Origin of the sequence: Neglectibacter timonensis, assembly GCF_900048895.1 — a bacterium.
In the GTDB taxonomy this organism is placed as follows: Bacteria; Bacillota; Clostridia; order Oscillospirales; family Acutalibacteraceae; genus Acutalibacter; species Acutalibacter timonensis.
Window position 1 is genome coordinate 144,326 of the sequence record NZ_LT160635.1, and the last position, 24,912, is coordinate 169,237.

Sequence of the window (24,912 nt, forward strand, 5' to 3'; positions counted from 1 at the left end):
TTTTCTGATTCCACGCCGCGGAGGAAGCTGGCCCTTGCTTCATCATGTGGTCTCGTGGGGGATGGCGAGCTTTTTAACCCGGAGCTTTCCGTCCGCAATTTCCGCCGTCATCATGGTGATCTCCTGATGAAAGCGCCGGGGGCCGCAGGAGCCGGGGTTGAGCCAGAGGATGCCGTCCCTTTCCTCCTGCAGATACCTGTGGGAATGGCCGAATACCACCGCGTCAATGCCGGAGAGGTCCGCCGGGAGTTCTTTCCTGTTGTGAACCAGATAGAAGGTCACGCCGCCAAGGGTGACGGTCAGGTGGTGGGGGATGGCCTCTGCCCAGTCCTTGTCGTTGTTGCCCCGGACGACGTAGAGGGGGGCGTATTGTCTCAGCTCGTCCACAATCCCCTGTTTGTTGATGTCCCCGCCGTGGAGAATGGCGTCGGCGGTTTTCAGCTGCTCCGCTACCTGGGGCCGCAGAAGGCCGTGGGTGTCGGAGAGGATGGCGAGCTTCACAGGACGGCGCCCCCTTCCAGCGTCCAGCCGAAGTCGTTATGGTAGATCATCTGGCGGGTCATGCCGCCGTCGATGCAGATGTTCTCGCCGGTGAGGAAGCCCGCCTTTTGGGAGCAGAGGTAGAGGACCATATTGGCAATGTCCAGCGGATTGCCCACCCGGCCCGCAGGCTGCTGGACCGCGTCCGGGCCTTCCCAGACGGCGTCCCCGGTGTCGATCCACCCGGGGGAGATGGAGTTTACCCGCACCTTCCCCGACAGGCTCACCGCCAGGGCATGGGTCAGGGCGGAAATACCGCCCTTGGCCGCCGTGTAGCTTTCGGTCTGGGGCTGGCTCATCCGGTCCCGGGAGGAGGAGATGTTCACGATGGACGCCCCGGGGGCGAAGTGAGGGGCAAACAGCTTGGCCAGGTAAAAGGGCGCAGTGACCCCCACCCCCAGGGCGCGGCTGAATTCCTCGTAGCTGCACTGGTCCAGCCCTTTCATCAGGGGCGGGGCGTTGTTGATGAGGTAATCCACGTGGCCGCAGTCAGCTATGACCTGACGGGCAAAGTCCTCGAGAACGGCCTTGTCGCCCAGGTCTCCCACGTAATACTCGTTGGGCAGAATGTCGATGCCGCACACCCTGGCCCCTGCATTGCGGAATTCTTCCGCAATGGCTTTTCCAATCCCCTTTGCACTGCCGGTGACGACGGCGACCCGATTTTGAAACATAACGGTTCCTCCTAAATGGTGATGCCTTCGCAGTGGTCCAGCTCGTGCTGGATGATCTGAGCCGTCCAGCCGCCGCGTTCTCCCGGGCCGCTCTGCGGCATGCCCCGGACAGCGCCCGGGCATGGGACGGGCGCTGTGAAACGGCTGCCCGGCAAGAAAATCCGCGGGGAGGCGGCCCTCCTTTTCCGGTTCCTGTCAATTTGCATTATACATGGTTGCGGGGCGGGGAGCAAGGGGACCAGGGCGTTTCTTCACAAGATACGGCGAAGCGGTATGGGAAAACACGGCCTTGGCCGGGGGATTGACAGGGGACACGGGCTGAGATGTGTGGAGGAAAGTACCGGGTGAGAGGTTCTTTTCCGCTGTTTTCCTTTGACAAGTGCAGTTATCCTGCAGGGAGCGTGACGCTCTGCACACATACAAAACCCGGATTTGTTTAAAAAAATGAAGTTCCAAATCAGACGATTATCCTGGAATCATAAAAACCCTTACGTTTTGACGTTCAGCGTAATCGATGGTGTTGAGCGTGCCGCCCTGCATCCCATTGCAGACAGCGATTACCAGAGCGCTGTGGTCCACCATCCAACGGTTTCGCTCCTGAAACGCGGCATAGGAAAAGGACGGATAAAACACTTTTTTGTAATCCGCCGCTGCCAACACGTCATGGTAGCACTGCCGCCATGCCGGCGACCACCTTTTTTCAAAGTTCTCATAGGGTACGGCGCAGAGAAGCTTTACGTCCGGATTCTGTTTTTTCAGTTCAAGCACCAACTGTGCCGCCCATAGATCGACACCCCGCGCCATGCCGGAGATAAAGTGCGTGAATCCGCGTGAAACCGCAGCTTCAATTGCCCTTTCCAGAGCCTCTTTGACCTGCGTTTCGTTCCTTTTCAGTTTCTCCGGCCTATGCCCTGTAAAACAGCAGGTTTTATCTTTCATGATTGATAACCTCCTCGTGTGGGATATATCCAGTACTATACCATAAAATAACGACACTGGATATATCCAGCACGACATATCCCAGATAATTTTAGAATATAAATTGGATATGTCGTGAGAGGAGGAGCGCCTTTTGACTGTCAAACAGGCAATCGCCAATAGAATTGTGCAGCTTTGCAAGGAACGCACAATCGCTCCGAATGAGCTTGGGAATATGGCTGGAATCAACCCGTCTACCATATACAGTATTTTAGGGCCGAAAAGCAAAAGCCCGGAAGTGGCGACGATCAAAAAACTCTGCGACGCCCTGGACATGACGCTTGGCGAGTTTTTCACCACGCCGGAGTTCGATGAACTGGAACAGGAAATCAAATAATAACGATAATAGAGAACAGCCTTCCCACGGGAAGGCTGTTCTCTATGAAAGTTTGTCCTTTATTTACGAGATGCTCATGGGAATGCTGATAAAACAGACGCCTGCCATAAACGCGGGCAGATAGGCAGGAAAATAGAAAAAACCTGCGGTGCGCGATTTGCGCACCGCAGGTGTGGTCGAGGTGACAGGATTCGAACCTGCGACATCCTGCTCCCAAAGCAGGCGCGCTACCGGGCTGCGCTACACCTCGCTGTGTGCCCCGGTGACGGGGCAATGATCATTATAGCGCAGGAATGCGGCTGGTGTCAACCTTTATTCGGCATACATTTTCGCAAGGCCGCCCTCGCTGGTTTCACGGTATTTGCTGAACAGGTCCCGGCCGGTTTCATACATGGTTTTCACCACCATGTCAAAGCTGATTTTCCGGGTATGGGTGAGGAAATTGGCCAGGCTCAGGGCGTTGATGGCGCGCATGGCGGCCACGGCGTTGCGCTCGATGCAGGGGATCTGCACCAGGCCGCCGATGGGGTCGCAGGTCAGGCCCAGATGGTGCTCCATAGCCACCTCGGCGGCGTATTCAATCTGGTCCAGATCCATGCCGAACAGCTCCGCCAGGCCTGCGGCGGCCATGGAACAGGCGCTGCCGATCTCCGCCTGGCAGCCGCACTCTGCTCCGCTGATGGAGGCGTTGGTTTTGATCAGGTTCCCGATGATCCCCGCGGCGGCCAGGCCGCGGACCATCTCCGTATCGGAAAAGCCCTGCTGTTCCTGCTTGTAGACCATCACCGCGGGCACCACGCCGGAGGCGCCGCAGGTGGGGGCGGTGACGATGACGCCGCCGCCTGCGTTTTCCTCGCTGACGGCAAAGGCGTAGGCGCAGACGATCCGGTTCTCCCGGGTTTCGGCGCTTTCGTCGATATGCCGCTGCCGGATCAGGTACTTGGCTTTGCGCTGTACGCTCAGCCCGCCCCGCAGCACCCCTTCGGTGTGAAGCCCGGCATAGACCGCCGCCTTCATCTGCTTCCACACGTCCATCAGGTAATTCCAGATTTCCGGCCCTTCGCTTTCCTCCACGAACTGCCAGAGGCGCAGGTCCCTCTCCTCGCAGTAGGCCCGGATTTGGGAAAAGGTGCTCAGGGAATAGACATCCTGGGGGGCGGTGGAGGGCTGGCCCTCGATTTCAATCTTTCCACCGCCCACGCTGTACACCCGCCAGCCTCCCAGGCGTTCCCCACCCCGGAAAGCCTCCAGGTCCATGGTGTTGGGGTGCCTCAGCTCAGCGGCCTCCGTATGGAAAACCACACAGGTGTTATAGGGGGCAAGGGCGTCTTTGACTGCGACGTCAGTCAAATGGCCCCGGCCTGTTTTGGCCAGGGAGCCATAGAGCGTAACCTGAAAGCTGTCCGCCTGGGGGAAGGCCTCCCGGAACCGGGCGGCGGCCGAGGCGGGTCCCATGGTGTGGGAGCTGGAGGGCCCTCTCCCAATGCGGTACAGTTCTCTCAGTGATTCCATGCTGACAATCTCCCGGAAAAAGGTAATCGGCGGTTCTCCGCCGTCGGGGTTTATTATCCCACACTGCCTGCAAAAAAACAAGGTTTCCCCGCGCAAAAGATTTCCCCGCGCAGTTTGGGGAACAGGCCGCGAGGGCCCGCCCCTTTCCAGGGCGGGCCCTCAGTTTTTCGTTCCCTTCTTTCAGGGTGTTTGGAGGACAGTCATGGCGCAGAGGGAGCCGTCCTGTTTCGCCGCGGTGAGCAGCAGGCTGGTCCCGTCCTCCAGTTCCAACGTGAAACGGCGGCATGGGCCGAAATAGGGAGAAGGAACCTCCCCGTCCTCCCCGCGGATGGAGAGAACACCGCCGCTTTGGGGGAAAACCTCCGCCGCATACGCCGCAACAGAGGCCTGCAGCTCTTCTTCGGAGCGGGCGGCCCCGGAAGAAGCGGCAGGGGAGGCGGAGGCTCCGCCGTCCATGTAAAAGCCCTGGGGCCAGCGGACCCAGGCGGAAAGCTCCCCGGTGTCCGCCCGCAGAGAGACCGCATACTGGCTGCCGGAGGGATAGAGCAGCGTCACCATCCAATAGTCCCGGGACGGGTCCCTGGGCTCTTCCGTGAGGCCGTCCATGGGGACCAGCAAGGCCAAGTAGGGGGGAAGGGGAGGCGCGCCCAGCTGGAACCGGTCAGCGGCTTCTTCCAGCACGCCCGGAAGCTCCTCATAGGCAAGCTCCCCCTCCAGAGGAATCCAATAGGAATTCGGCATATTTCCATACACCGCGTCCAGATACCGCAGGAGCCCGTCGCCGCTCATGTCCTCTGCGGGCAGAACTGCAAAAAATTCTTTTTCCTCCTCCGGGGAAAGCCGGAAAAGCGCGGGACCCTCCTCCGGATCGCGGTCCTGCCTGTTCCCCTCGTAAAGGTAGCCGGGTTCCAGAAAGGGAAGGCGGCTCTCTTCCCCGGGGCTGAGCTCCCGGCTCTGCCGGAGAAGCGGAAGCTCTCCGGCGCTGTCCTGCAGGCCGGTGCGGGAATGGGAGGGCTTGAGCAGGTCGCCCGCCGGAAGGCCGTCCATCCCGGCAGCCAGTGAGAGAAGCTCTTCGTCGGTCAGGTCCCGCCAGCTCAGGGGGAGAAAGGCAAAACGGCTCACCCCATAGACCTCCTGATCCAGAGACACCACGGCAAAGCCGGTCCCGGCCGGATCAGCGGGGGCGGGATTTCTAGGCGGCGCGCCCTGGGAGAGCCGGTCCAGGGCCTCTTGGTACCGGGCCAGAAAATCTCCCCGGTCAAATTCATAGGGCTCCCCGGAGGCGGTTTGTTCCGGGGAAGCGGCAGGGGACGGCGGCCCGGAGGCGCCGCTGCCCGCGGGGCCTCCGGAACACCCACCCAGAATGAAAAGAAGGATTAGGGAAAAAAGGACATAATCAGGGCAGAAAAGTTTATGATTTTTCATTTGAGGAACCAAAAAATGCTATGGATTTGGTGTAACTATTCCCGCAGGGTTCACTGTGAACTCTACTTTGATAGAACCACCATTATCAAAAAACAAATAATCCTTTAATCCTACAAAAGCAGTTCCGCCCATGATATAGAGTCCAGCTTGGTTGGGGTACAAAGTATAACTTCCACTTGGATAGGAAAAAATGTCAGAAGTATTATATACTGCACCACCAGCTTCGACACGAATTACGTTACTCATAACTAAACGTGCGGCACCCCCACCATATACAGTATCGTGGGTATAAAGCAAACATATTTCAGTATGTCCACTAACTGTTATAGTATTTAAGTATAGCGTAGCCACAAGAGTAGAGCCATAGCCAGTATTCTGCCCTTGGTGAGATGTGACATACCTAGCAACAGATGATACCGCATAAGTATCAATTTGCTTATTATCAATTGCTTTGCGTTGAAGTAGCTGAGAGGTAACATGATTCTCAGCAAGTATGTTTCCCGTAGTTTCGATGGTTGATTTGGCTTCTATGCCTAAATTATCTGCTAATTCATCAATTCCCAACTTGGCCCTGGAAATCAAAGTATCCGGATTTTGTATTTCATTTACCGTCCAGAGTACTCTCTCCTCTTTTTTTGACAAATCTTCTATAGTTGGTGAAGCAGCCAAAGCCGTTATACCGCTGGATAAAATTGTAAAAACTAATACCAGAGTTAATGCAAGCACTTTTCTAAGTTTCATGATAAATATTCCTTTCTTGAGAAAACATAAGGGGGTTTATCTTCGGAAGTCCAAATGAATCCATTGGTATCACCTCTTCCATCATAAACAATGTATCTAAAAAGGAATTTACAATTATATATTATCACTAACTTATTATATATTCAATAGAATATTTAAAAAAAAATCAACTGATTGGCGTATAGCTGACGAAGGCAAGCTTCCTGCCGCAGGGGGACCAGCTGTTGACGTTCAGGGTTCCCTGGCCGCCGAACAGGCTGCACAGAACCCTGCCGTTTCCGCCGTCCGCATCCATCAGGCGGATTTCCACGTTTTTGTGGGGCGGGTGGTCTCCGGGGGCCACGTCGCCTTTTTTGTAGGCGATGTAGGCCACCTGCTTCCCGTCCGGAGACAGGTGGGGAAACCAGCAGTTGCTCCCCTCCTCCCAGGTGACGCGGGTCTGTTCGCTGCCGTCGGCGTTCATGCGCCAGACCTGCATCAGGCCGCTGCGCACGGAGTTGAACCAGATCTGCTTTCCGTCCGGCGAGTATTCGGGGCCGTCGCTGAGGCCGGGCGCGAAGGTGAGGCGGGTCTCCTCGCCGCCCTCCACGGGAATGGTGTAGATGTCGAATTCACCGTTTCGCTCCGCGCAGTAGGCCAGGGTGGACCCGTCCGGAGACCAGCCGTGGAGGTAGCTGGGGGCGATGGGAGTGATCAGCCGGGGGACTCCGCCGGAGAGGGGCACGGTGTACACCCGGGACCAGCCGTCCTCCGCTGTGCCGTGGCTCAGGCCCACGGAGCGCCCGTCGGGGGACAGCACGTGGTCGTTGTTGCAGCAGGCGGCAAAGCCTGTGTCCAGCTTTTGGCTTTCTCCGGTGGAGAGCCGGAAAATCCAAAGGCTGCCTCCCGCGTTATAGAGGATCCGGTCCCCGTCCGGAAGCCAGTTTGGGGCCTCGATGAGATGATCGAACTCCTTCAGGACGCTCCGTTCCCCTGTGGAGACGTCCACGGCCTCCAGGGTGGAGAGTGCGTCCCTCTCCGAAAAGCCGCGTTTTTCAGTGAAAACCTGCATGGCAATGCTCCTTCCTATTATATAAGTTTCGGGCAGGAAGCCGGGCGGCCGGCCCGGTCTTTGTCCGTCTCCTGCCTGTTCTGTTTTGGGAAGCCCGGTCAGACCAGCTCGCCGTTGATGATGAGCCGGTAATCCCCGCTGCGCAGCAGCTCCGCCAGCTCTTTCCCGCCGGTAACCGGCCGGGGCAGGGCAACCCCCGCCATGCCCACGGCGTCGCTCTCCGCGTCGTGGACGTCCCCGCCGGAGGTGGGCAGCAGATGGTGCTGCTCCACCAGGAGGGCGGCTTTTTTGTTTTCCTCACCGGTGTTAAAAAAATTGAAGAGCTCCGCGCCGTCCAGGCAGTCCGGCTGGGGGCCTATGGTACTGTCGATATAGGCTGCGCCCCGGTAGGGATGGGCCATGGAGAGGAAGCCCCCCGCGTCCCACACCAGCTGGGCATACTCCCTGAGGGGAAGCTGGTCCAGGCAGGGATGGGACAGCAGGAATTCCAGGTCAATGCCGTAGGTGAGCACTTCCTTGCCGCCGCCGTACTGGTGTTCCAGGCCGAAGAGCACGTGAAAATCCTTGCCGTCCGCATACTCCGCGGCTTCCAGATAGGCATTGTGGTAACAGTTCATCTTCTCCTCCCAGGACAGGGAGGGATCCACAGCCGTGTTGCCCCGGAGGAAGTGGTCGGTGATGACCATGCCGGCGTACCCTTTTTCATAATAGGCACGGGCCATTTCTACCGGGGTGCTGTGGGCGCATTTGCTGCACCGGCAGGTATGGCAGTGCAGTTCATAGCGATAGGGATATCCGTTTGTAGGTCTCATGGGTTTCGTCTCCTGATGGATTTTAAAATTGTAATGCGGAAAAGCTGCTGCGGGGTGAGGGGAAGGCAAAGTTCAAAGGCTTCCCCTTGAGGGGAAGCTGTCGCCGAAGGTGACTGATGAGGTGTTTCTAACCTATATTCTGCCGCTGCGGGGAGAGTAAGACTTTCCACCTCATCCACCGCAAGCGGTCCCCCTTCCCCTCAAGGGGAAGGCAAAGTTCAAAGGCTTCCCCTTGAGGGGAAGCTGTCACCGCAGGTGACTGATGAGGTGTTTCTGTCCCATATTCTGCCGCTGCGGGGAGAGTAAGACTTTCCACCTCATCCACCGCAAGCGGTCCCCCTTCCCCTCAAGGGGAAGGCTAAGGACAGCCCTTTCTCCAGCCCGGAAGCAAAAGATACTCGAACGAAGTGAGAGCATCTTTTGCTGGAGGGCTGGAGCTCAGAGTTCTTTGCCAAGCTTTCTGCGAAAGAAAGCGGAGATTAGAGGGGGGTGTCTGAAACTGGGGATTCTGGGAGGGGCTGGTCTTCCTGGCGGGCACCCACCACGTTTTTGGCCCAGATGCCGGAGCGCAGCATGACTGCACCGATGACAGCCTTGATCACCTCGGCCAGCTGAACAAAGAAGAAGACCCAGATCACAGAGAGGCCGGTGAAGTTGCAGAGGAGATAGGCGATGGGCAGGCAGACCACCCAGGTGAAGACACAGTCGAAGAGAAAGGTGATAAAGGTCTTGCCGCCGGAACGGATGGTGAAATAGGTGCCCTGTACGTAGGCGGACAGGGGCAGGAAAGCGCCGGAAATGAGCAGAAGGCGGGTGGCGGTATGGCGGACCACCTCCTCCGTGTTGTAGATGTGGGGGATGAAGGGGGCGCTTGCCATGATGAGGCCGCCCATTACCAGGTTGGCGGCCACGCTGAACACCAGCAGCTTGCGCACGGTATCCTTGGCCTTCTCGATTTCATTGGCTCCCAGCAGCTGGCCGGATAGGATGCCGATGGCGTTGCCCATGGCGGCCATGACGATGGAGAACAGATTCCATACGGTGGCGTTGATGTTGGTGGCTGCTACGGCGGTGAGGCCCCGGGTGGCATAGCACATGTTGATGGTGGCCATGCCGATGGACCACAGGGTTTCGTTGAGCAGCAGGGGCGTGCCGGTGACCGCGATTTTCTTCACCAGGGACAGGGGAATGCGGAAGCTGCGGAAAGCGCCCTGCACGAACTTGAATTTGGCTCGGTTGCGGTAGGTGCGCCCCACCAGATAGAACATTTCCAGCCACCGGGCGATGACGGTGGCCAGCGCCGCGCCCGCCACCCCCATTTTGGGGAAGCCGAAGCTGCCGAAGATCAGCAGGTAGTTGAGCACCAGGTTCACCAGAATGGCGATGACGCTGGCGATCATGGGGGACACGGTTTCGCCCACGTCCCGCAGGGTGCTGGAAAAGCACTGCACCACCACGAAGGGCAGCAGGCCCCAGAGGGTAATCAGCATGTATTCGTTGGCGTAGTCCAGGGTTGCGGCCAGATCGGCGGCGCTGGAGGCCTCCTCGTTGAGGTAGAGCTTGAACAGGGATTCCCCAAGGAACAGGAACATCAGGATGCCGATCACCAGCACGGCAAGGCTGAAGAGGAGGCGGAAGCGGAAGGTGTCCCGCAGGCCCTTGTGGTCGCCCTTCCCGTAGAACTGCGCGCCGAAGATGGAAGCGCCGGAAAGGCCGCCGAAGATGGTGAGGTTAAAGATAAAGACGATCTGATTGACGATGGCCACGCCGGACATGGGGGCGGTGCCCAGCCGCCCTACCATCACGTTGTCCAGAAGGTTTACAAACTGGGTGATGCCCTGCTGGACGATCATGGGGACGATGAGCAGAATGACCGAGACGTAAAACGCCTTGGTCCCGATAAATTTTTTCAGCATAAAGGTTGAACTCTTCCTTTCTCCGGGTCTGCGGGTCAACGCAGGGAAAACAGGACTCGCAGAGGGAGCGTGTTCTCCGGAATTTAAATTTGAAACGTCAATTTCTGAGGGAGCCGCTTTTCCTTCAGCGGATGAAATTGGTGAAGACGCGGGGTTCTTCCGGCGCGGGCGGATGAATCCCCGCCTGCCTGCCGGCTTCGATGCACTGCAGCAGCCAGGCCATGTCCCTGCCCAAGCTGCGCATGATCTGCATGCCCTCCTTGTCCTGCCGGACTTCCTCAGGCGTGTTGCCGTGCACCATGCACCAGTATTGGGAGGACACCAGCGGCATGTGGCTGATGGTGAAATACTTCTGCAGGGCGTCCAGCGAAGCGGTGGTGCCCGCCCTTCTGGCGGAGACCACACAGGCCCCCGGCTTGTGGGAAAGGGCGGCGGAGCCGGAATAGAACAGCCGCTGAAGCAGGGAGAGCAGGGCGCCGTTGGGGGCGGCGTAGTAGACGGGGGAGCCCACGACCAGGCCGTCCGCCTCCAGCGCCTTTGCCCGGATTTCATTGCAGGCGTCGCCGTCGAAGACGCAGCGGCCCAGCTCCCCGCATTTGCCGCAGGCGATACAGCCGTGAACAGCCCCGGCCCCGATCCAGGCGATTTCCGCGCCCACGCCGTTTTCTTCCAGGGATTTGGCAACCTCCGCCAGGGCGGTGTAAGTACAGCCCCTTTGATGGGGGCTTCCGTTGATGAGCAATACTTTCATTTCAAAAACTCCTTTCCGCGGCGGCTGCTCCGCCGCAATCACTAACTCGATCCGGCTATTTCCGGACCGCCCGGAGCAGGCTACCTTCCTCCTCCGGCGGGGTGAGCTCCGCCAGCAGCTGGGCATAGTCCGGCAGATACCGGTGGCAGAGCTGTGAAAAGTCCGCGCCGGGCTCTTCCGCGGAGATTTCATCCCGGATGCCCACGGTGAGAAATCCGGCGCCGCGGGCGGTTCTCAGGGCATAGGCGGAATCCTCGAACACCACGCATTCCGCCGGGACCGCGCCGAAATGCTCCGCGCAGTTCAAAAAGACGGCGGGGCTGTCCTTCCCCTGCCCCACCTCCGTGCAGGAGACCAGGTATTCCACATAGGGCGTCATCCCATTTGCTTCCAGGGCGGTGCGGACCCCCACGGGATTGGAAGCGGTGGCCACGGCCACATGGACGCCGTTTTCGTGCAGCAGCTTCAGCAGGGCCGTTGCATGGGGCTTTTCCTTCACCCTGTCCCGGTAACCGTTCAGGGCGTACTGGGACAGCTCCTTCCGGATTTCCTCCAGGCTGCCGGGCGCGCCCAATTCCTTGTAGGCGGCGGCGCACTGCTCCATGCTCAGACGGTTTAAGGTACGGTGCAGGCCGGGGGGCGCGTCAAGCCCCCTGTCCTGGGCATATTCGTAGGTGATGGCCTTCCACATGGGCATGGAATCCAGCAGAGTGCCGTCCGCGTCAAAGATGGCGCATGTAATTTTCATCCTCATGCTCCCTTTCTCTATTTTCCGGGCTGAAAAGAAAACGGGCCGCGGCCGCAGCACGCTGCGGCCGCCTCTTTCCTTGGCCTGCAGCGCCAAGGGACAGATAAATAAAGTATATCAGAAAACAACCGGGGATTCAACGGCAGGAACGGCGGAACTCCCCTGGGGGCCCTGTTTCCCGGCCTCCTAGGGTTTCGTTCCGGCCAGGATGCGCTTGAGGGGCAGATAATGCTCCCTGCCGATGGGCAGCTCCGTACCGTCCTGCAGGACGGCGCGGTAGCGGCAGATTTCCCGCACGTGGGAGAGGTTGACCAGATAACTCCGGTGGATCACCAGGAAACCCGGCCGTTCCAGTGCGTGCAGGGTGGTGCGCATGGAGAAAGGAGGCTGCCTCCCCGAATGGATTTCACAGATTTTCCCTGACGAGCGGCAGTACAGGATTTCCCGGTCGGACAGGTAGCGGATGTGGCCGTTCAGGTCCCGGTAGGGGTGCTTCGGCTCCGCCCGGCCGTCCATTTTCACCGCCGGGGGCAGGTCAAACATATGGGCCTGGGGGTTTTCCGCGGCCTTTGCATCGGCCGGCGGATGGGCGTGGAAGGCGCTGGCGTGGAGCAGCAGAAGCGCTTCTTCCCGCTGCCGCCAGACAAAGGTAAAGTGGATGGAGGAGCGCAGGGGCGGGCTGACGGCCTGGAAGCGCCCGGACGTGACCCACAGGCTCTTTTCATGGGCCAGCAGCATATAATCCTCCCCTGTGATGGAGACCGGCGGCGACTTCCGTTCGTTCTGCGTGCTGTTGAAAAATTCCTCCGTCCCGTGAAGGAACAGAGGGGCGTCGTCCCCAACGAAGGAAAAATCCGGATCCAGAAGGCCGTCGAAACCGGCCATGTCCCGGCTGGTAAAGGCGTGAATGGCGGCGCGTGTCAATTCTATGACCTCCTGGGGCTGGTATCGGCGGTGCTTGACCGGCATAAGCTTTCCCTCCTTTTTTCCCTTTCAGCATAGCAGAGAGAACGCAGAAACGCAAGTGAATATACCGTTTATGCCATATAATTTACGAAAATACTTTTTCTTGCAAATGAAAAATAGGGATGCTACAATGCTCATGGATAGATATGACAGTTTTATGCTAGGGGGGACGTCCCCCCCTAGCGCATGGGGCGCTGGCGCCCCATGCGCTACCACGGCCTGTGGTGCAAAGTGCGTGCGGATCAAGGAAAGAGCCCCGCGGCGCTTGTGATTGAGAAAGGAGAGACAAAGGGATGAAACGGATAGGAAAGCGGCTTTTAGCCTGTTTTTTAGCGGCGGCAATGGCGTTTACCGTGCCGGCCGTCCCGGCCTACGCGGCCGTCAGCCAAACCAGCGGCAACACCGCGGTGCAGAACGCAGCCCTGCTGGAGGCTCTTCGGCAGGAATACGGCGGCGACGCGGAAAAGCTGATGGGCGTTTTGACGCAGTACGGCCTGCTGGACGATAAGGGGAACCTGAAGACCAGCGAAAAGATCGACCTGGACGGGAAGGAATATACCCTGGACCAGATCGAGGCCCTGCTGGACGACCCGGCCACCGACCTGAGCCGGGTGGCCAAGGTGGACGGCGACCCCGTCACCCTGGAAAACCTGAAGCAGATGGTGGAGATCGAGCGGGAACTGGCCCGGATTCAGTCCACTTACTTTACGGACCGGAGCCTGACCCCGGAGCAGGCCGATTCCCTGCTGTCCTTCTACCGGGCCGCCCAAAACGGGGAAGTCTCCCTGATTTCCTCCCCATACACCCCCTCCATCTATGACCACACCGCCCGGGTGCGCATGAAGGTGGATAAGAACGAGGTCAAAAACGAGGCGGGGACTGTCACCGCCTCGTTCTCCCTGGCCGCGCCCCTGAACTACGAGGTTTCCTTCAAGGTGCAGACCCTGGACGGCAGCGCCCTGGCCGGAATCCACTACACGAAGACGAAAGAAGAAGAGAAGGGCGGAGAGGTGAAGATCCCCACCGGGGAGACCTCCGTCGATGTGGAGATTCCCATTCTGGCGGTCTCGGAAAACTGGGACACGAAGGACGATTTGTGGAATGGCAAACGCAGCTTTTTCCTGCGGGCCTATGACGCCAAGGACGTGCTGTTCGCGGACGATTCCGGGGACAGGGAAGCTCTGACCCAGCAGATCGACATTGCCATGAAGTACGACTTCGGCAGCGGCACGCAGCAGCTCTCTGTCAATGAGAACAATTATAACAAGACGCTGCCGCTCAGCGACCCCATGAAGTACCTGGTGAACAAGGGCGTGGTCAACAAGCTGACCATGTCCTACAGTTCGGAAGTCAGTGGGTCGGCTTTCAGCTTTGATGGCTTCCTCCGCGGAGACCAAAACGCCATATTATGCTCTATATATCTGTACCGCGGATTTGAAGCGTCCATCAAGACGGGGAGCACCGACCTTCTCTCCGGCAGCAAAGGATATCAATATTACAGCACCCGAAAGTATGCAGACGAAGTCAATACGGATTGGAATAGCGATCCCACTTATTGTACAGAGGATGACTACCAGGATCAATACCCTCCCTATCCGGGCTTCAATGTAAAAGCGGGCGTGGATGTGGGCAGCGAGGCATCCAAGACTATTACCGACCTCGCTTCCTACCGGGAGTCCCTTTGCACAAACGGGATCACCCTGCACGGCGCGGCCCATGAGAGCAGGATGGTGATCATTCAAGCGCTGGGCGGGCTGTGGGGCTATAGCCGGACCACCAACGGCGTTCCGCCGAAAGACCAGGGCTTCAATGGTGGCGAGACTGAGCTCAATAATGCGTACGACTCTGCGTGCGATCAGTTCCCGTGGAATGGGTACGACAAGAAGACGAGCACCGCCATCGCCCTCTCCGACACCCAGATGCCTACCGTTGTCTCCATTAAAGCCCCGGAGAACATCAATTTCTACGCGGGGGACGTGATTCCCGTCACCGTGCAATTCAGCGAGCCGGTGACAGCTGAGAAAGTGAATTTCGAGGTGCTCCAAAATGCCACAGGCGAAGCAACCATCCAGCTTCAGCCGGCGGACGGCGCTCTGACGGCCGAGCGGCACACCTTCCTCTACACCGTACGGGAAACCGACAACCCCATGATCCACCCGGATTCCTTGTCCTTTCAGGACCTTCAGGGCAACGAGGGAACCACTCTGAAAGGCAACAGCAATTTTAAGGGGCTGAGCGCCGACGATCTGTGCAAGGAAGGGATAAAGGCCCCCTTGCCCAAGGCCGCCTTCGGAACGCCCGCCGTGACCATGGGCGAGGACGAGACGACGAAAAAGCCCGTGGCCACCGTGACCGTCCCCCTGACCGACGTCGCAGAGGCCGTGGACGACGTGCTGGATATGGGCAAAACCAAGGACAATAAGTTCTATCTCAACGACCTGCAGGTTTCCCTGGACGGCGGGACGAACAAACAGCCCTTCTGGTTTGACAACGACAAGAACCCCACCAAGCTGGAGTGCCGGATTCCCCTGGACTACAACACCACAGGGGACGATCTGCCCTTCACGGCGGAGCTGTGGTGGAAGGACATCCTTCTGCTGGGCAAAAAGGCGGATGGCAGCGTGCCCTCCACCGTGTTTGCCGAAAGGAAGGATTTTTCCATCGTCCCCTCCACCGATTTTGCGGAATACGCGGGCAAAAAGACGCTGTTCTATCAGGACTTCCTGGGCAAATCCCTGCCCAAGCTGTCCCTGGGGCGGAAGATCAACAGGCCGGAGATTACCTTCCAGCAGGACGGCGATTTCAAGTGGTCCTCCGGCAACGACACCGTGGCCACGATCGATGAGAAGGGCGTGATTTTCCTCACCGGCAAGTCGGGAGAGGTCGACTTTACCCTCACCGCCCTCAACGGCGGAGTGAAAGAGAAGGAGGCAACGAACACCACCGCAAAGCTGAAGGTGGACATGGGCAGCACTCCCTTTTTGAGCGTACCCGCGGGGCAGGACCGGATTACCGTCACCCAGGGGCAGAGCGCCGTCCTCAACTGGACCAGCAACCTGAGCGAAAAGAACCAGGCCGCCAAGCCCGGCGAGAAGGTGGAGACCACCTTCTCGGCGGAACTGTACGCGGCGGGAGACTGTGAAATTGACGGCGCGGGCAAGGTCACAGGGGTCAAGCAGGGGAAGGAGTTCCAGTGGAGCGGCACCGTCACCGGCGACGCCACAAAGCCCGCCGCCACCGTCTCCGTGCCGAAGGAAGAGCTGACCGTGCTGGGCTCCCCCGCCTATGTGGTCCGGGTGTCCAGCGGAGGGCTGGCGCTGTACTTCCAGATCACCGTGATTCCTCCCCCTGCCGGGGTGGACCTGGCCCGCCCGGATGGGGGGCTGTACGTGCTGGACAGCATAGGCAGCCTCTCCCTTTCGTACACCTTCAGCAATTTCGTCAAGGATCAGGAGGGGAGCCAGTACGAGCTGTACATCGTGAACAGCAAGGGAAAGGAGATCGCCAGGGAAACAGACCTTAAGAAGCTGACGGAAGAGGATGGGAAGCTCAGCGGCAAGTATACGCTGGAAATCCCCAAGGTGGAGCTGAATAAGGAGGACAAGGAGAGCTACCGGGACGTCTACACCGTGGCGCTGAAAGCCAAAAACGGCACCGACGCCAACTGGAGCTACGACTCCTTCCTGCTGTATGTGTACAGCGACGGCGCCCTGAAGCTGTGGATTGACGGGGAGGAGGCGCCTGCCTCCCTGGAAATGACCAATGTGCCCCAAATCAGCGGCCTGTACGAGGAATACGAATTTGAGGTCGCCCAAAAAAAGGTTCTGGACATGGAGCGCGATATCAACCTGAAGCGGATGATCTCCATCAACTATGGGGACTACGCCTGGGGCGCCCTGTGCGACCGGGTGAAGTGGGCCGAAACAGACGGGCGGGAGAAGGGCAGCGTGGCCACGGTGAACTATAACCGGGGCGGCCTGTATGAGAACATCGAGTATTTCGACCGCAGCTCCTACGCGCCCACCGACCAGTTTATCCTTTCCGGCCTGGCCGAAGGTGAGGCCGAGATTACGGTGGAGCATGCCCTCACCGAGGCCAACGCCACTCTGGACTTGAGCGTGAAAACCCTGGCCGACAAGCTCTACTTGTTCCAGTGCTACCCCAAGCTGACCACCACCCTCACCTATACCAACGGCAATGGGGAGCGCAAGACCGTGAAGAGCCAGGGAGACGGCCGTGCCGCCGTCTATGAGGAAAGCGGCATCGCCTCCGACGTGTACTGCCGCTCCGAGGCCACGGAGGGGAGCGACATCGCGGTCTATCTGGGCACGGTGTACCAGCCCAACCTGGTTTCCGGCGAGCGGGATTCCACCCGCCTGGAGCTCTATCCCCTGAATAACCTGCAGCTTCGCCGGGCGGCCCAGGCCACCCTCTACTTCAAGCAGCCCGACGGCACGCCCTATACCGGCAGCGTCACCTTCCGCGGCGGCGTTTACCGGGAAGGGGAGTATGCGGAAAAAGCCCAGTTCGCCTTCCAGGGCGAGGAGGCCGTCAACAAAAACGGCGCCGAGGACCAGACGGTCAGTTTGGGACCGGACGGCAAGCTGGCGGTGACCATGGATATCACCCAGTTTACCACGGCCTCCCGGCCCGACGCGGTACAGAACGCGGTGCAGGCGGGGGAAAACATCCAGTACATCATGGAGCTGCGCTTCGGGAACGACAAAGACTACCAGCCCATTTTCACCAGCGTGGACGCTTCCCTGAACGAGGCGGACATCACCTCCTCCGGCGACGCCATCTATACTTTGACCAAAGCGGAGAAAAAGGCCCCCTTTATCGCGGGGCAATCCACCCGCTACGCCGAAAAAGGAGACCGCTTCCCCGTGCTGGGCTACACTGGGAACGTGGGTCCCAACACCACCTATCCCAGCGTCTGGCTGTCCACCTCTGTGCTGTGGTGGGGGGATGAACTGCCCGAGAACGTCAAAAAGGCCGCCAACAGCGTGACCATACAGGACGCCTCGCAGCAGACCCTGCTGAACCAGACCGTGGAAAACACCGTCTACCCCTTCAGCACCATGCTGCTCACCACCCACACGGTCCGGGTGGACCAACGCTCCATGGACCGGCTGGGCATGGCCACCTATGACGCCCGGAACCTGAAGATCACCCTGAGCCGGGATGGGAAAAACACCTATCAGTCCAGCACCCTGCCCTTTAAGCTGGTGAACATGATCGGTGCCCCCGCCTCGGAAAGCGCCGAGTCCCTGTCAGCCGCGCTGGAGCAGCTGGGTGGCACCAGCGTGGACGCCGGTTCGGACAACAAGATGAGCACGGCCGACAAGCTGCTCCAGATGGGGATGGAGCTGGTGTCCAGCGACTCGAACTACTCCACCGAAAAAACAGGCTTCAGCCTGAAGCTCTCCCCCACCAAAGACCCCCTGCGGTTTTTGGGCTTTATCACCGCCAACGGCGGCAACATGGAGAGCGGCCACAACGTCACCGGCGTCTACCCCGCCGACGGCAGCGGCGGCGGCAAGAAGCAGACCAGCGACTTTGACTATGTGCCCTCCATTTTCTCCATTGCCCAAATGTGCAAGGGCACCTACCTGGGCAAGCAGGAAGCGGATGCGATGGACGCCATTGAGGGTAAGGGCGTGCGCAGCCTCAGCTTTGACCTGGGCGGCTACATGGAATCGGAAATCGTTTACAACACCACCCATAAGAAGTGGGAGATTCACGTGCTCAACGGCGGCTTCCATGCCGGCGGCGGCGTGAGCTATTCCTGGCAGTCCAATATGGTGGTGGGCGTGGTGCCCGTGGTCATTTCCCTGACCCTCGGGGGGACCATAGAGGTCTCTATGGACGCCCAGGACGGCAATTATACCTATTATCTGGGCGGCGTGGGAACCGCCGACAGCGAGGACGCCGTCAAAGTGAGCATGGCGGACACCGACTTCCTGACGGAACTGCGGGTTTACCTCTATGCCCGTATCTTCGCAGGCATCGGCTTCGACATCTCCATTGTGGCCCTGAAGGTGGGAATTTTCGGGCAGATTGACGCGGATATGCAGTTCCAGTGGCTCAACCGGCCCTATCTGGGAGGCGAAAACAAGGGGTATGCGCTCAGCGACGTGGGAGCGGAGGGCACCAGGGATCAAGCTGTTCTGGACGGCCAGCATTTCTCCGCCACCGGCACCGCGGGCATTGAATTCTATTTCAAGTTCCTCTTCGTGAGCTATGAGAAGATCTTCGCCTCCAAATCCATCGAGCTGTTCAATACGGGAACGGGCCAATGGAAGCAGATCCAGGACATCTGGGCGGCAAACGCCAAGATCAACGGTGCGAAAGTGCGGCGCATGTCGGTCAACGGCCAGACCTGCTACGAGGTCGATCTGGGGGCCCAGCTGGAGGACAGGAGCTACCTGAACAGCGGCGTGCCGCGGATCTGGGGCAGCCCGGCCAACGGCATCAGCCTGCTCAGTGTGGACACGCAGCAGGGCGTGACGGAAAGCCTGCAGACCAACGCCTATCCCTACTCGAACCCCGTGGTATCCGACGACGGGCAGATGATGGCTTACCTGTCCGACAGGGGAAATGCGGACGTCTCCGCCACTCGGGCCATGTGTTCCGTTAAGTCCGGCGGATCGTTCCCGGAGGGGAGTCCCATCAGTAACGAGGGATATGGGGATTCCTCCCTCCAACTGGCCGGTACGGCAGACAGCGCCGTGGCCGTGTGGGTGCGGCAGTCCCAGCAGGTCGCGAAGGAAATTACCGGCTACGACGGGGAAAACAACCCCATCTATGCGCCCCTGACCCCCGAGGACCAGGCCCTGCAGAGCAATTCCACCGAGGTGATGGCCTCCCTGTGGAACGGAAGCGCCTGGGCGACCACCCGCCTGACCGAAAACGGCACCCCCGACTTGGCCCCTGTGGCGGCCACCAACGGGAAAAAGACCATCGTGGCCTGGCGCTCGGCCGTCCCCAGCAGCAACGAGGCGGTGACCACCTTTGACCAGCAGGATCAGATCCTCTGCCGCGTCTACGACCATGCAGCCAAAAACTGGGGCGAAGCCTTCACCCTCTACGACGGCAGCTCCGCCGCCGGGGCGGTAAAGGGCCTTCAAATCGCCATGATGGAGGACGGCGCCGCAGCCGTGGCCTACACGCTGGACACCTCCGCCGGGCAGGCGCAGGACGACACCAGCGGCTGGGAAACTATGGCCGCCATCATCCCTCTCGATGAGAAGACCGAAGACGGGAAGACCGAAGAGAAGAAAACCGCCGGCAAGGACGCCGTGCGCACCATCCGCCTGACGGAAGACAAGGCGCTGGACGAAAATCCCCAGATTGCCGCCGTCTATTTCGGCGATACGCAGCGCTTTGTGGTGGGCTGGCATACCCAGCAAACCGTCACGGAATCCGGCAATTTGGAGGACGATATCCGCCTGGCCGCCTTTGACGCCGACGGCGCCCTCTACAACGGAATGCCCGACTCCGTGGGGGTGATCACCGCCGGCACAGACCTGCGGGTGGGCTCCAACTTCCGCTTTGCCAAGAACGCCGGGAACATCGAAGACCTGTCCCTGGTGTGGGTGGACTCTGTGGCTCCGGAGGACGGCGGGAACGCCGAGAACCTGGATGAAGCCTATAAGGAAGTGGGCTATGACGTGCTCAAGGCCGTGAAGTTCATCGACGTGCAGGACCGGCTCTCCCTTTCCGCCGCCGTGGAGGTGGCCAAGATGAAGGGGGAGAACGGGAAGCCCAACAGCCTGGTGGACCACTTCGACGCCTGGATGGACGAAGGCGAGGTGAAATCCATCCTCCTGGCCACCAGTTATTCGGGGAGCAAGACCCGGACCGTGGAGGTGGAGATGAACGGCACAACCACTTCTATGGAACTCCAGGTGGCCGACCCCGTGTCCGGCATGTACACAGCCACGGGAACCTTTCTCAATCAAATCGAGGTGCCCACCGTGGCCTTCGACTATGACGACATCTACCTGAATACCGATATCCCGGTGCAGTTCACCGTGCGCAACAGCGGCAAGGACTCCATCGGCAGCGTGAGCATTCAGCTGGGCGGGGGCGATACGCAGACCATCGACGGCCTGAACCTGATGCCCAATGAGACCACCATCCTCACCGCCCTCTGCCCCGTGGGCAGCACGGTGGAGAATGTGGACTATACCGTGACAGCCTCCTTCACCGGGGGAGACTCGAGCCAGCAGTCCGGCAGTCTGTGCCTGGATATCCCCGATGTGGGCTTCTCCGGGCTGACCCTGGACGAGGCCGCGGACGGGAAGCGGACCCTTCGCTTCTCCCTGTACAACCAGCTCACCGCCCCGCTGAAGGCGGGCCGTGACACTGTTCAGGTGGCCTTCTATTCCGACCCGTCCCATACCGAGCCGCTGCTGTCCAGCAGCGGCGAGGCGCTGAAGCTCACCATCACAGACGAGCAGGATTTGACCCTCATCAACAGCGGCGCCTACAGCCGTACGGTCACTGCGGACCTCACCAAAATTCTGGGCTCCGGCACGGAAGTCCCGGACGGCGGCGTCCCGGTGTATGCCATGGCCTGGATCGAGCAGCAGATCCGCCCCGCCGTGCTGAACCGCAGAAATGCGAGAAGCGCCGAAATGGGCGTGATCGGTGAATTCCACACCAGCAACAACTATTCCCAGCTGAACCTTCAGGGCCTGCTGGGGCAGTACGGCAACGCCCCGGTCCATATGAACAGCACATTGACCAGCGAGGGCGGCAGCACCGTCGTCACCGTGACCATCCAGAACAACAGCCTGAAGGAGAAGACCAGCGGCAACCTGATCGTCACCCTGCTGGACGCCGGGGGGAAGGTGCTGGGGCAGCAGCAGAGCTATTCTGCCGGAGCCCCCAACGACGGCCTGCTCTCTCTGGGAATCGAAGAGATAAAGGATGTACAGTTCACCTTTGCGGGCCAGGCGGGCGCGTCGGTTCAGGTGGCCTATTCCGACGCGATGCTGAACGAGGAGGTAACAAACAACGCAGCTCTGGACCAGCTTGCCCTTTCCGGGGTTCCCCTGACCGTCGAAACCCGGGAGGAGAAGGACGGCACGGAGCAGATCTGGTTTGTGGGCAAAGGAAGGGATCTGAACCAGGCCCTTCTGACCGTGGTCCCGCAGGACCCCCGTGCCTCCGTTCAGGTGGACAAAACCGAGTATACGGCGGCCCGGCAGCTTCGCCTGTCCGGCGGCCTGAACCGGTATACCGTCACCATCACCGCGCCGGACGAGACCACCGTGCAGACCTATTATCTGGAGGTGAGCAACACGCTTTCCCCCAGCGGCGGAGGCTCCGGCTATTCGGTCACCGTACCGGAAAAGACGGACCACGGCACGGTGACCGCCAACCCGGACCAGGCTGAGGAAGGCCAGGCCGTCGCCATCACCGTCACGCCGGAACAGGGCTACATGCTGGAGAAGCTGACGGCTGTGGATGAAAAGGGAAATAAGCTTACGCTCACCAACCTTGGAGACGGAAAGTACACCTTTACCATGCCGGGCTCCAAGGTGGAGGTCCAGGCCGCCTTTAAGCCCGCGGCGTTCCCCTTTGCCGACGTTTCCGAAAGCGACTGGTTCTACGGCTCCGTCAAGTATGTCTATGAAAACGGCATGATGAACGGCACCGGATATACCACGTTCTCGCCCTACCTCAACACCAGCCGCGGTATGATCATGACGGTGCTGTACCGTCTGGAGGGCAGCCCCGCAGTCAGCGGCGGCAGCGGCTTTACCGATGTGGCGGCGGGCCAATATTACACCGACGCGATCACCTGGGGCAGCGCCCACGGCATCGTGCTGGGCTATGAGAACAACCGCTTCGGCCCCGACGACGACGTGACCCGCGAACAGCTTGCGGCAATCCTATACCGCTACGCGCAGTACAAGGGGTATGACGTCACCGCCGGCGGCAGCGGCGTCATCACCGGCTATGAGGATGCGGAAACGGTCAGCAGCTACGCCGTCACCCCCATGAAGTGGGCGGTGGGAACCGGTGTGATAAACGGCTCGGAAAACAGGCTGCTGCCCCGGAATATGGCGACCCGCGGAGAGGCGGCGGCCATGTTCATGCGCTTCTGCAGAAAGGTGGCCCAGGCGGCCCGGTAAAAATTTCTCTACGGATGCAGAATGTCTGCCGCCTCCCCCGCTGTCAAAGGGGGGAGGCGGCAGACGGGAAAAGGCCCCGGAAAAACCGGGGCCTTTTTGAACGTCTGAGGGGAGGCTGGAACAGGGCCTCCCCAAAAAAAGCAAACAAAAACCGGCGCCTTTTCAGAGCGGTTCAGGCTCGAAAAAGGGCGCCGGTTTTTTGTTTTCTTTCAGGCTTCCTTGTATAAGCCGCCGCAGCCGTTCTGTTTGCGGCGGCTCTTTTTTAGTCTCCGGAGACGCTGCCGCCGGAGGAAAGTTCGGAATCCAGGCCGGAACCGGGGGCGCTGCTGAGGCCGCCGTCCACGCCGGAGCCGTCGGATGAAAGGCCGCTGCCGCTGCTTTCCGGCTCAAAGAAGGATTCCACGGCGGACTCCACACGGCTTACCGTGGAGGCGATGTCATCGCCCACACGGGAGGCCGCGTTGGAGATGTCGTTCTTTGCCTTATCGCCGCAGCCCGCGAACAGAACGCTGATCAGGGCGCCGCAGAGAAGCACTGCAAAAAGTTTTTTTCTTATCATGAGGATAACTTCCTTTCCATTTTCGTAAGCGCTGAACCGATCCGGCGTCCGGTCTGCAGGAGGAACGTCCAGCCGTCCGGCGCGGTTTGTTCAGCGGTTACTTTACGGCATAGCCGATTTGAGCATTACTATAATTGCCGCGGCGGGCCAAAAAATACGCGGCTTCCGGTGATTGAAAAAAATTTTTTGAAATGTTAGAATACCTTAAAGAACTTTTAAGGTTGTGAGCATATGGTATACACGGTAACATTGAATCCTGCCATCGATTATATTGTCTCCCCGGCAAAGTTTTCCGCCGGGGAAATCAACCGCTATCAAAAAGCCGTCTACGGGCCCGGGGGAAAGGGCGCCAACGTCTCCCTGCTGCTCTCCTCCCTGGGGGTGCGCAACAGGGCGCTGGGCATCTGCGCCGGGTTTTCCGGCGGCGAGATTGTGCGCCTGCTGGAGGAGCGGGGCTGCGAGACGGATTTCGTCCGCATGCCCCAGGGCCATTCCCGCATCAACGTAAAGGTCTGCGCCCCGGACGGGGAGGAGACCGACCTCAACGGGGACGGCCCGGACACGCCGCCCGAGGCGGTGGAGGAGCTGCTACAAAAGCTGGACGGCCTGGGGGAGGGGGATACCCTGGTCCTGGCCGGGAGCATCCCCAGGTCCGTGCCGGGAGACATCTATGCCGCCATGCTGCGCAGGCTGGAGGGGCGCGGCGTGCTGGCTGTGGTGGACGCCACGGGGGAGGCCCTGCGTTGTGTCCTGCCCTGCAGGCCGTTTCTGGTAAAGCCCAACAGCGACGAGCTGGGGGAGCTGTTCGGCGTGGAGATTCCGGATGTGGGTACCGCGAAGGAATATGCCAAGCTGCTGGTGCGGGAAGGCGCGAGAAACGTGGTGGTCTCCATGGGGGACAAGGGCGCGCTGCTGGTGGGTGAAACCGGGCAGAGCCTGTTTTGCCGGGCAGTCAGGGGAGAGGCCGTCTCCACCGTGGGGGCGGGGGATTCCCTGGTGGCGGGCTTCCTGTACGGCTACGGGCTGCACGGCACCCTGCAGGGCGCGCTGCAGTGGGGCGTCGCCGCGGGAGCGGCCACCGCTTTTTCCAAGGGGATCGCCTCCGGGGACGCGGTGAAAGCGCTGTATCCCCGGGCGGGAAATCCCAGCCCCATCTGAAAGCCGCGCAAAACTGCCGCGGCCTGCAGCGCCATTTTCTGCCGGCGGCACATTTCCGTTGACAGGGAGGATGTTTGAACGTACAATGGTATATGTATCACCAGGTATCCGCCGGGCAGATCATACCGGACCTGTACCGCGCTTACCGGAGAAGCCAAGGGCAATTTTGTGATAAGGAATTGTGAAATGAAAAATAAGTATGGAAGACCGCTGGAAGACGAATTCCGTTCTTCCCAGGTATACAGGACCCTGTCCGGTTCCGGCAGCTATGTGGCGGACAAAATTGCGGAGGGGCTGGGAAAAGCGGCGGAAGGGATAGATTCCGCCCTGGGCGGCAGAAACGCCCCGTCCAGGCGGGGCGCGCCTCCTGCGGGGAACTATTATCCCCCAAACCCGGGGCCGAATCCCCGGGGCAGCGGGCCCATGCCGGGGGGACCCTATCCGGGGCAGCCCCAAGCGGGACCCCGGGGCGGAAACGGCCAGTACGCGGCCCGGCCCAACCCCGGCCCGGACGGCTATTACCATTATCGGGGCACGCCGCAGCAGCCGGTTCGTCCGCCGCAGCAGACGAGGCAGGCCGCGCCGCCGCCTCCCCC

General features: G+C 59.9%; 17 protein-coding genes, 1 tRNA gene and 1 pseudogene. 4 read left to right on the forward strand and 15 right to left on the reverse strand.

Going from position 1 to position 24,912, the window contains the following annotated elements; all coding sequences use genetic code 11:
* Positions 1-42: 42 nt before the first annotated feature.
* The 4 genes from BN3911_RS01310 to BN3911_RS01320 all read right to left on the reverse strand — a co-directional run bounded on the left by BN3911_RS01310 (position 43) and on the right by BN3911_RS01320 (position 2,153).
* Positions 43-501 (reverse strand): metallophosphoesterase family protein, encoded by a 459-nt coding sequence (locus BN3911_RS01310; RefSeq protein ID WP_066860264.1) that lies wholly within the window; start codon positions 499-501, stop codon positions 43-45.
* Positions 498-1,214 carry an SDR family oxidoreductase gene (locus tag BN3911_RS01315; protein WP_066860267.1) on the reverse strand — a complete coding sequence of 239 codons (717 nt, stop codon included), beginning with the start codon at positions 1,212-1,214 and terminating at the stop codon, positions 498-500. Before BN3911_RS01315 ends, BN3911_RS01310 begins: the two co-directional genes overlap by 4 nt.
* 11 nt (positions 1,215-1,225) lie before the next feature.
* Positions 1,226-1,315: a peptide deformylase gene (locus BN3911_RS17870; RefSeq protein WP_472671528.1), complete on the reverse strand. Its 90-nt coding sequence runs from the start codon at positions 1,313-1,315 to the stop codon at positions 1,226-1,228.
* A gap of 364 nt (positions 1,316-1,679) precedes the next feature.
* Positions 1,680-2,153, reverse strand: a complete 474-nt coding sequence (locus BN3911_RS01320; RefSeq protein WP_066860270.1) for an SLOG family protein — start codon at positions 2,151-2,153, stop codon at positions 1,680-1,682.
* Between the two features lie 133 nt (positions 2,154-2,286).
* Here BN3911_RS01320 and BN3911_RS01325 point away from each other — a divergent pair, with 133 nt between their 5' ends.
* Complete coding sequence (locus BN3911_RS01325) at positions 2,287-2,529, forward strand: helix-turn-helix domain-containing protein (protein ID WP_066860273.1); 243 nt, start codon at positions 2,287-2,289, stop codon at positions 2,527-2,529.
* A 173-nt stretch (positions 2,530-2,702) separates the two neighbouring features.
* On the opposite strand, the gene BN3911_RS01330 is transcribed toward BN3911_RS01325, so the two are convergent.
* The 10 genes from BN3911_RS01330 to BN3911_RS01385 all read right to left on the reverse strand — a co-directional run bounded on the left by BN3911_RS01330 (position 2,703) and on the right by BN3911_RS01385 (position 12,454).
* Positions 2,703-2,779: transfer RNA gene (locus BN3911_RS01330), tRNA-Pro, on the reverse strand.
* 62 nt (positions 2,780-2,841) lie between these two features.
* On the reverse strand, positions 2,842-4,041 hold the full coding sequence (locus BN3911_RS01335; RefSeq protein ID WP_074039101.1) for an L-serine ammonia-lyase: 1,200 nt from the start codon (positions 4,039-4,041) through the stop codon (positions 2,842-2,844).
* A gap of 180 nt (positions 4,042-4,221) precedes the next feature.
* On the reverse strand, positions 4,222-5,466 hold the full coding sequence (locus BN3911_RS01340) for a hypothetical protein (RefSeq protein ID WP_066860278.1): 1,245 nt from the start codon (positions 5,464-5,466) through the stop codon (positions 4,222-4,224).
* An 18-nt stretch (positions 5,467-5,484) separates the two neighbouring features.
* Positions 5,485-6,207: a hypothetical protein gene (locus tag BN3911_RS01345; RefSeq protein WP_066860281.1), complete on the reverse strand. Its 723-nt coding sequence runs from the start codon at positions 6,205-6,207 to the stop codon at positions 5,485-5,487.
* 166 nt (positions 6,208-6,373) lie between these two features.
* A complete protein-coding gene (locus BN3911_RS01350) occupies positions 6,374-7,258 on the reverse strand; it encodes a TolB family protein (RefSeq protein WP_066860284.1) in 885 nt (294 codons plus the stop codon).
* Positions 7,259-7,356: 98 nt separating this feature from the next.
* Positions 7,357-8,070 carry a PHP domain-containing protein gene (locus BN3911_RS01355; RefSeq protein ID WP_147578479.1) on the reverse strand — a complete coding sequence of 238 codons (714 nt, stop codon included), beginning with the start codon at positions 8,068-8,070 and terminating at the stop codon, positions 7,357-7,359.
* A gap of 479 nt (positions 8,071-8,549) precedes the next feature.
* Positions 8,550-9,986 (reverse strand): MATE family efflux transporter, encoded by a 1,437-nt coding sequence (locus tag BN3911_RS01365; RefSeq protein ID WP_066860292.1) that lies wholly within the window; start codon positions 9,984-9,986, stop codon positions 8,550-8,552.
* Positions 9,987-10,110: 124 nt separating this feature from the next.
* Positions 10,111-10,737: a flavodoxin family protein gene (locus tag BN3911_RS01370; RefSeq protein ID WP_066860295.1), complete on the reverse strand. Its 627-nt coding sequence runs from the start codon at positions 10,735-10,737 to the stop codon at positions 10,111-10,113.
* Positions 10,738-10,792: 55 nt separating this feature from the next.
* Positions 10,793-11,485, reverse strand: a complete 693-nt coding sequence (locus BN3911_RS01375) for an HAD family hydrolase (protein WP_066860298.1) — start codon at positions 11,483-11,485, stop codon at positions 10,793-10,795.
* A gap of 186 nt (positions 11,486-11,671) precedes the next feature.
* Complete coding sequence (locus tag BN3911_RS01385; RefSeq protein WP_066860304.1) at positions 11,672-12,454, reverse strand: LytTR family transcriptional regulator; 783 nt, start codon at positions 12,452-12,454, stop codon at positions 11,672-11,674.
* Between the two features lie 290 nt (positions 12,455-12,744).
* Here BN3911_RS01385 and BN3911_RS01390 point away from each other — a divergent pair, with 290 nt between their 5' ends.
* Positions 12,745-22,599, forward strand: coding sequence for an S-layer homology domain-containing protein (locus tag BN3911_RS01390; protein WP_066860306.1), 9,855 nt, complete (start codon positions 12,745-12,747; stop codon positions 22,597-22,599).
* 262 nt (positions 22,600-22,861) lie between these two features.
* Here the strand turns inward: BN3911_RS01390 and BN3911_RS01400 are convergent, their stop codons facing one another.
* Positions 22,862-23,158 (reverse strand): hypothetical protein, encoded by a 297-nt coding sequence (locus BN3911_RS01400; RefSeq protein WP_066860310.1) that lies wholly within the window; start codon positions 23,156-23,158, stop codon positions 22,862-22,864.
* A 231-nt stretch (positions 23,159-23,389) separates the two neighbouring features.
* Here BN3911_RS01400 and pfkB point away from each other — a divergent pair, with 231 nt between their 5' ends.
* The gene (gene pfkB / locus BN3911_RS01405; protein WP_066860313.1) at positions 23,390-24,316 is read left to right on the forward strand and encodes a 1-phosphofructokinase; all 927 of its coding nucleotides are present in this window, start codon (positions 23,390-23,392) and stop codon (positions 24,314-24,316) included.
* 186 nt (positions 24,317-24,502) lie between these two features.
* Positions 24,503-24,912 (forward strand): annotated as a pseudogene (locus BN3911_RS17330) (hypothetical protein); the annotation flags it as partial.

What these genes read in the sequence shown, in the direction of transcription:
- BN3911_RS01345 (WP_066860281.1), bottom strand. Translation starts at nt 6,207, where the DNA reads ATGAAACTTAGAAAAGTGCTTGCATTAACTCTGGTATTAGTTTTTACA.
- BN3911_RS01355 (WP_147578479.1), bottom strand. Translation starts at nt 8,070, where the DNA reads ATGAGACCTACAAACGGATATCCCTATCGCTATGAACTGCACTGCCAT.
- BN3911_RS01320 (WP_066860270.1), bottom strand. Translation starts at nt 2,153, where the DNA reads ATGAAAGATAAAACCTGCTGTTTTACAGGGCATAGGCCGGAGAAACTG.
- BN3911_RS01350 (WP_066860284.1), bottom strand. Translation starts at nt 7,258, where the DNA reads ATGCAGGTTTTCACTGAAAAACGCGGCTTTTCGGAGAGGGACGCACTC.
- BN3911_RS01340 (WP_066860278.1), bottom strand. Translation starts at nt 5,466, where the DNA reads ATGAAAAATCATAAACTTTTCTGCCCTGATTATGTCCTTTTTTCCCTA.
- BN3911_RS01370 (WP_066860295.1), bottom strand. Translation starts at nt 10,737, where the DNA reads ATGAAAGTATTGCTCATCAACGGAAGCCCCCATCAAAGGGGCTGTACT.
- BN3911_RS01315 (WP_066860267.1), bottom strand. Translation starts at nt 1,214, where the DNA reads ATGTTTCAAAATCGGGTCGCCGTCGTCACCGGCAGTGCAAAGGGGATT.
- BN3911_RS17870 (WP_472671528.1), bottom strand. Translation starts at nt 1,315, where the DNA reads ATGCCGCAGAGCGGCCCGGGAGAACGCGGCGGCTGGACGGCTCAGATC.
- BN3911_RS01375 (WP_066860298.1), bottom strand. Translation starts at nt 11,485, where the DNA reads ATGAAAATTACATGCGCCATCTTTGACGCGGACGGCACTCTGCTGGAT.
- BN3911_RS01365 (WP_066860292.1), bottom strand. Translation starts at nt 9,986, where the DNA reads ATGCTGAAAAAATTTATCGGGACCAAGGCGTTTTACGTCTCGGTCATT.
- BN3911_RS01400 (WP_066860310.1), bottom strand. Translation starts at nt 23,158, where the DNA reads ATGATAAGAAAAAAACTTTTTGCAGTGCTTCTCTGCGGCGCCCTGATC.
- BN3911_RS01390 (WP_066860306.1), top strand. Translation starts at nt 12,745, where the DNA reads ATGAAACGGATAGGAAAGCGGCTTTTAGCCTGTTTTTTAGCGGCGGCA.
- BN3911_RS01335 (WP_074039101.1), bottom strand. Translation starts at nt 4,041, where the DNA reads ATGGAATCACTGAGAGAACTGTACCGCATTGGGAGAGGGCCCTCCAGC.
- BN3911_RS01385 (WP_066860304.1), bottom strand. Translation starts at nt 12,454, where the DNA reads ATGCCGGTCAAGCACCGCCGATACCAGCCCCAGGAGGTCATAGAATTG.
- pfkB (WP_066860313.1), top strand. Translation starts at nt 23,390, where the DNA reads ATGGTATACACGGTAACATTGAATCCTGCCATCGATTATATTGTCTCC.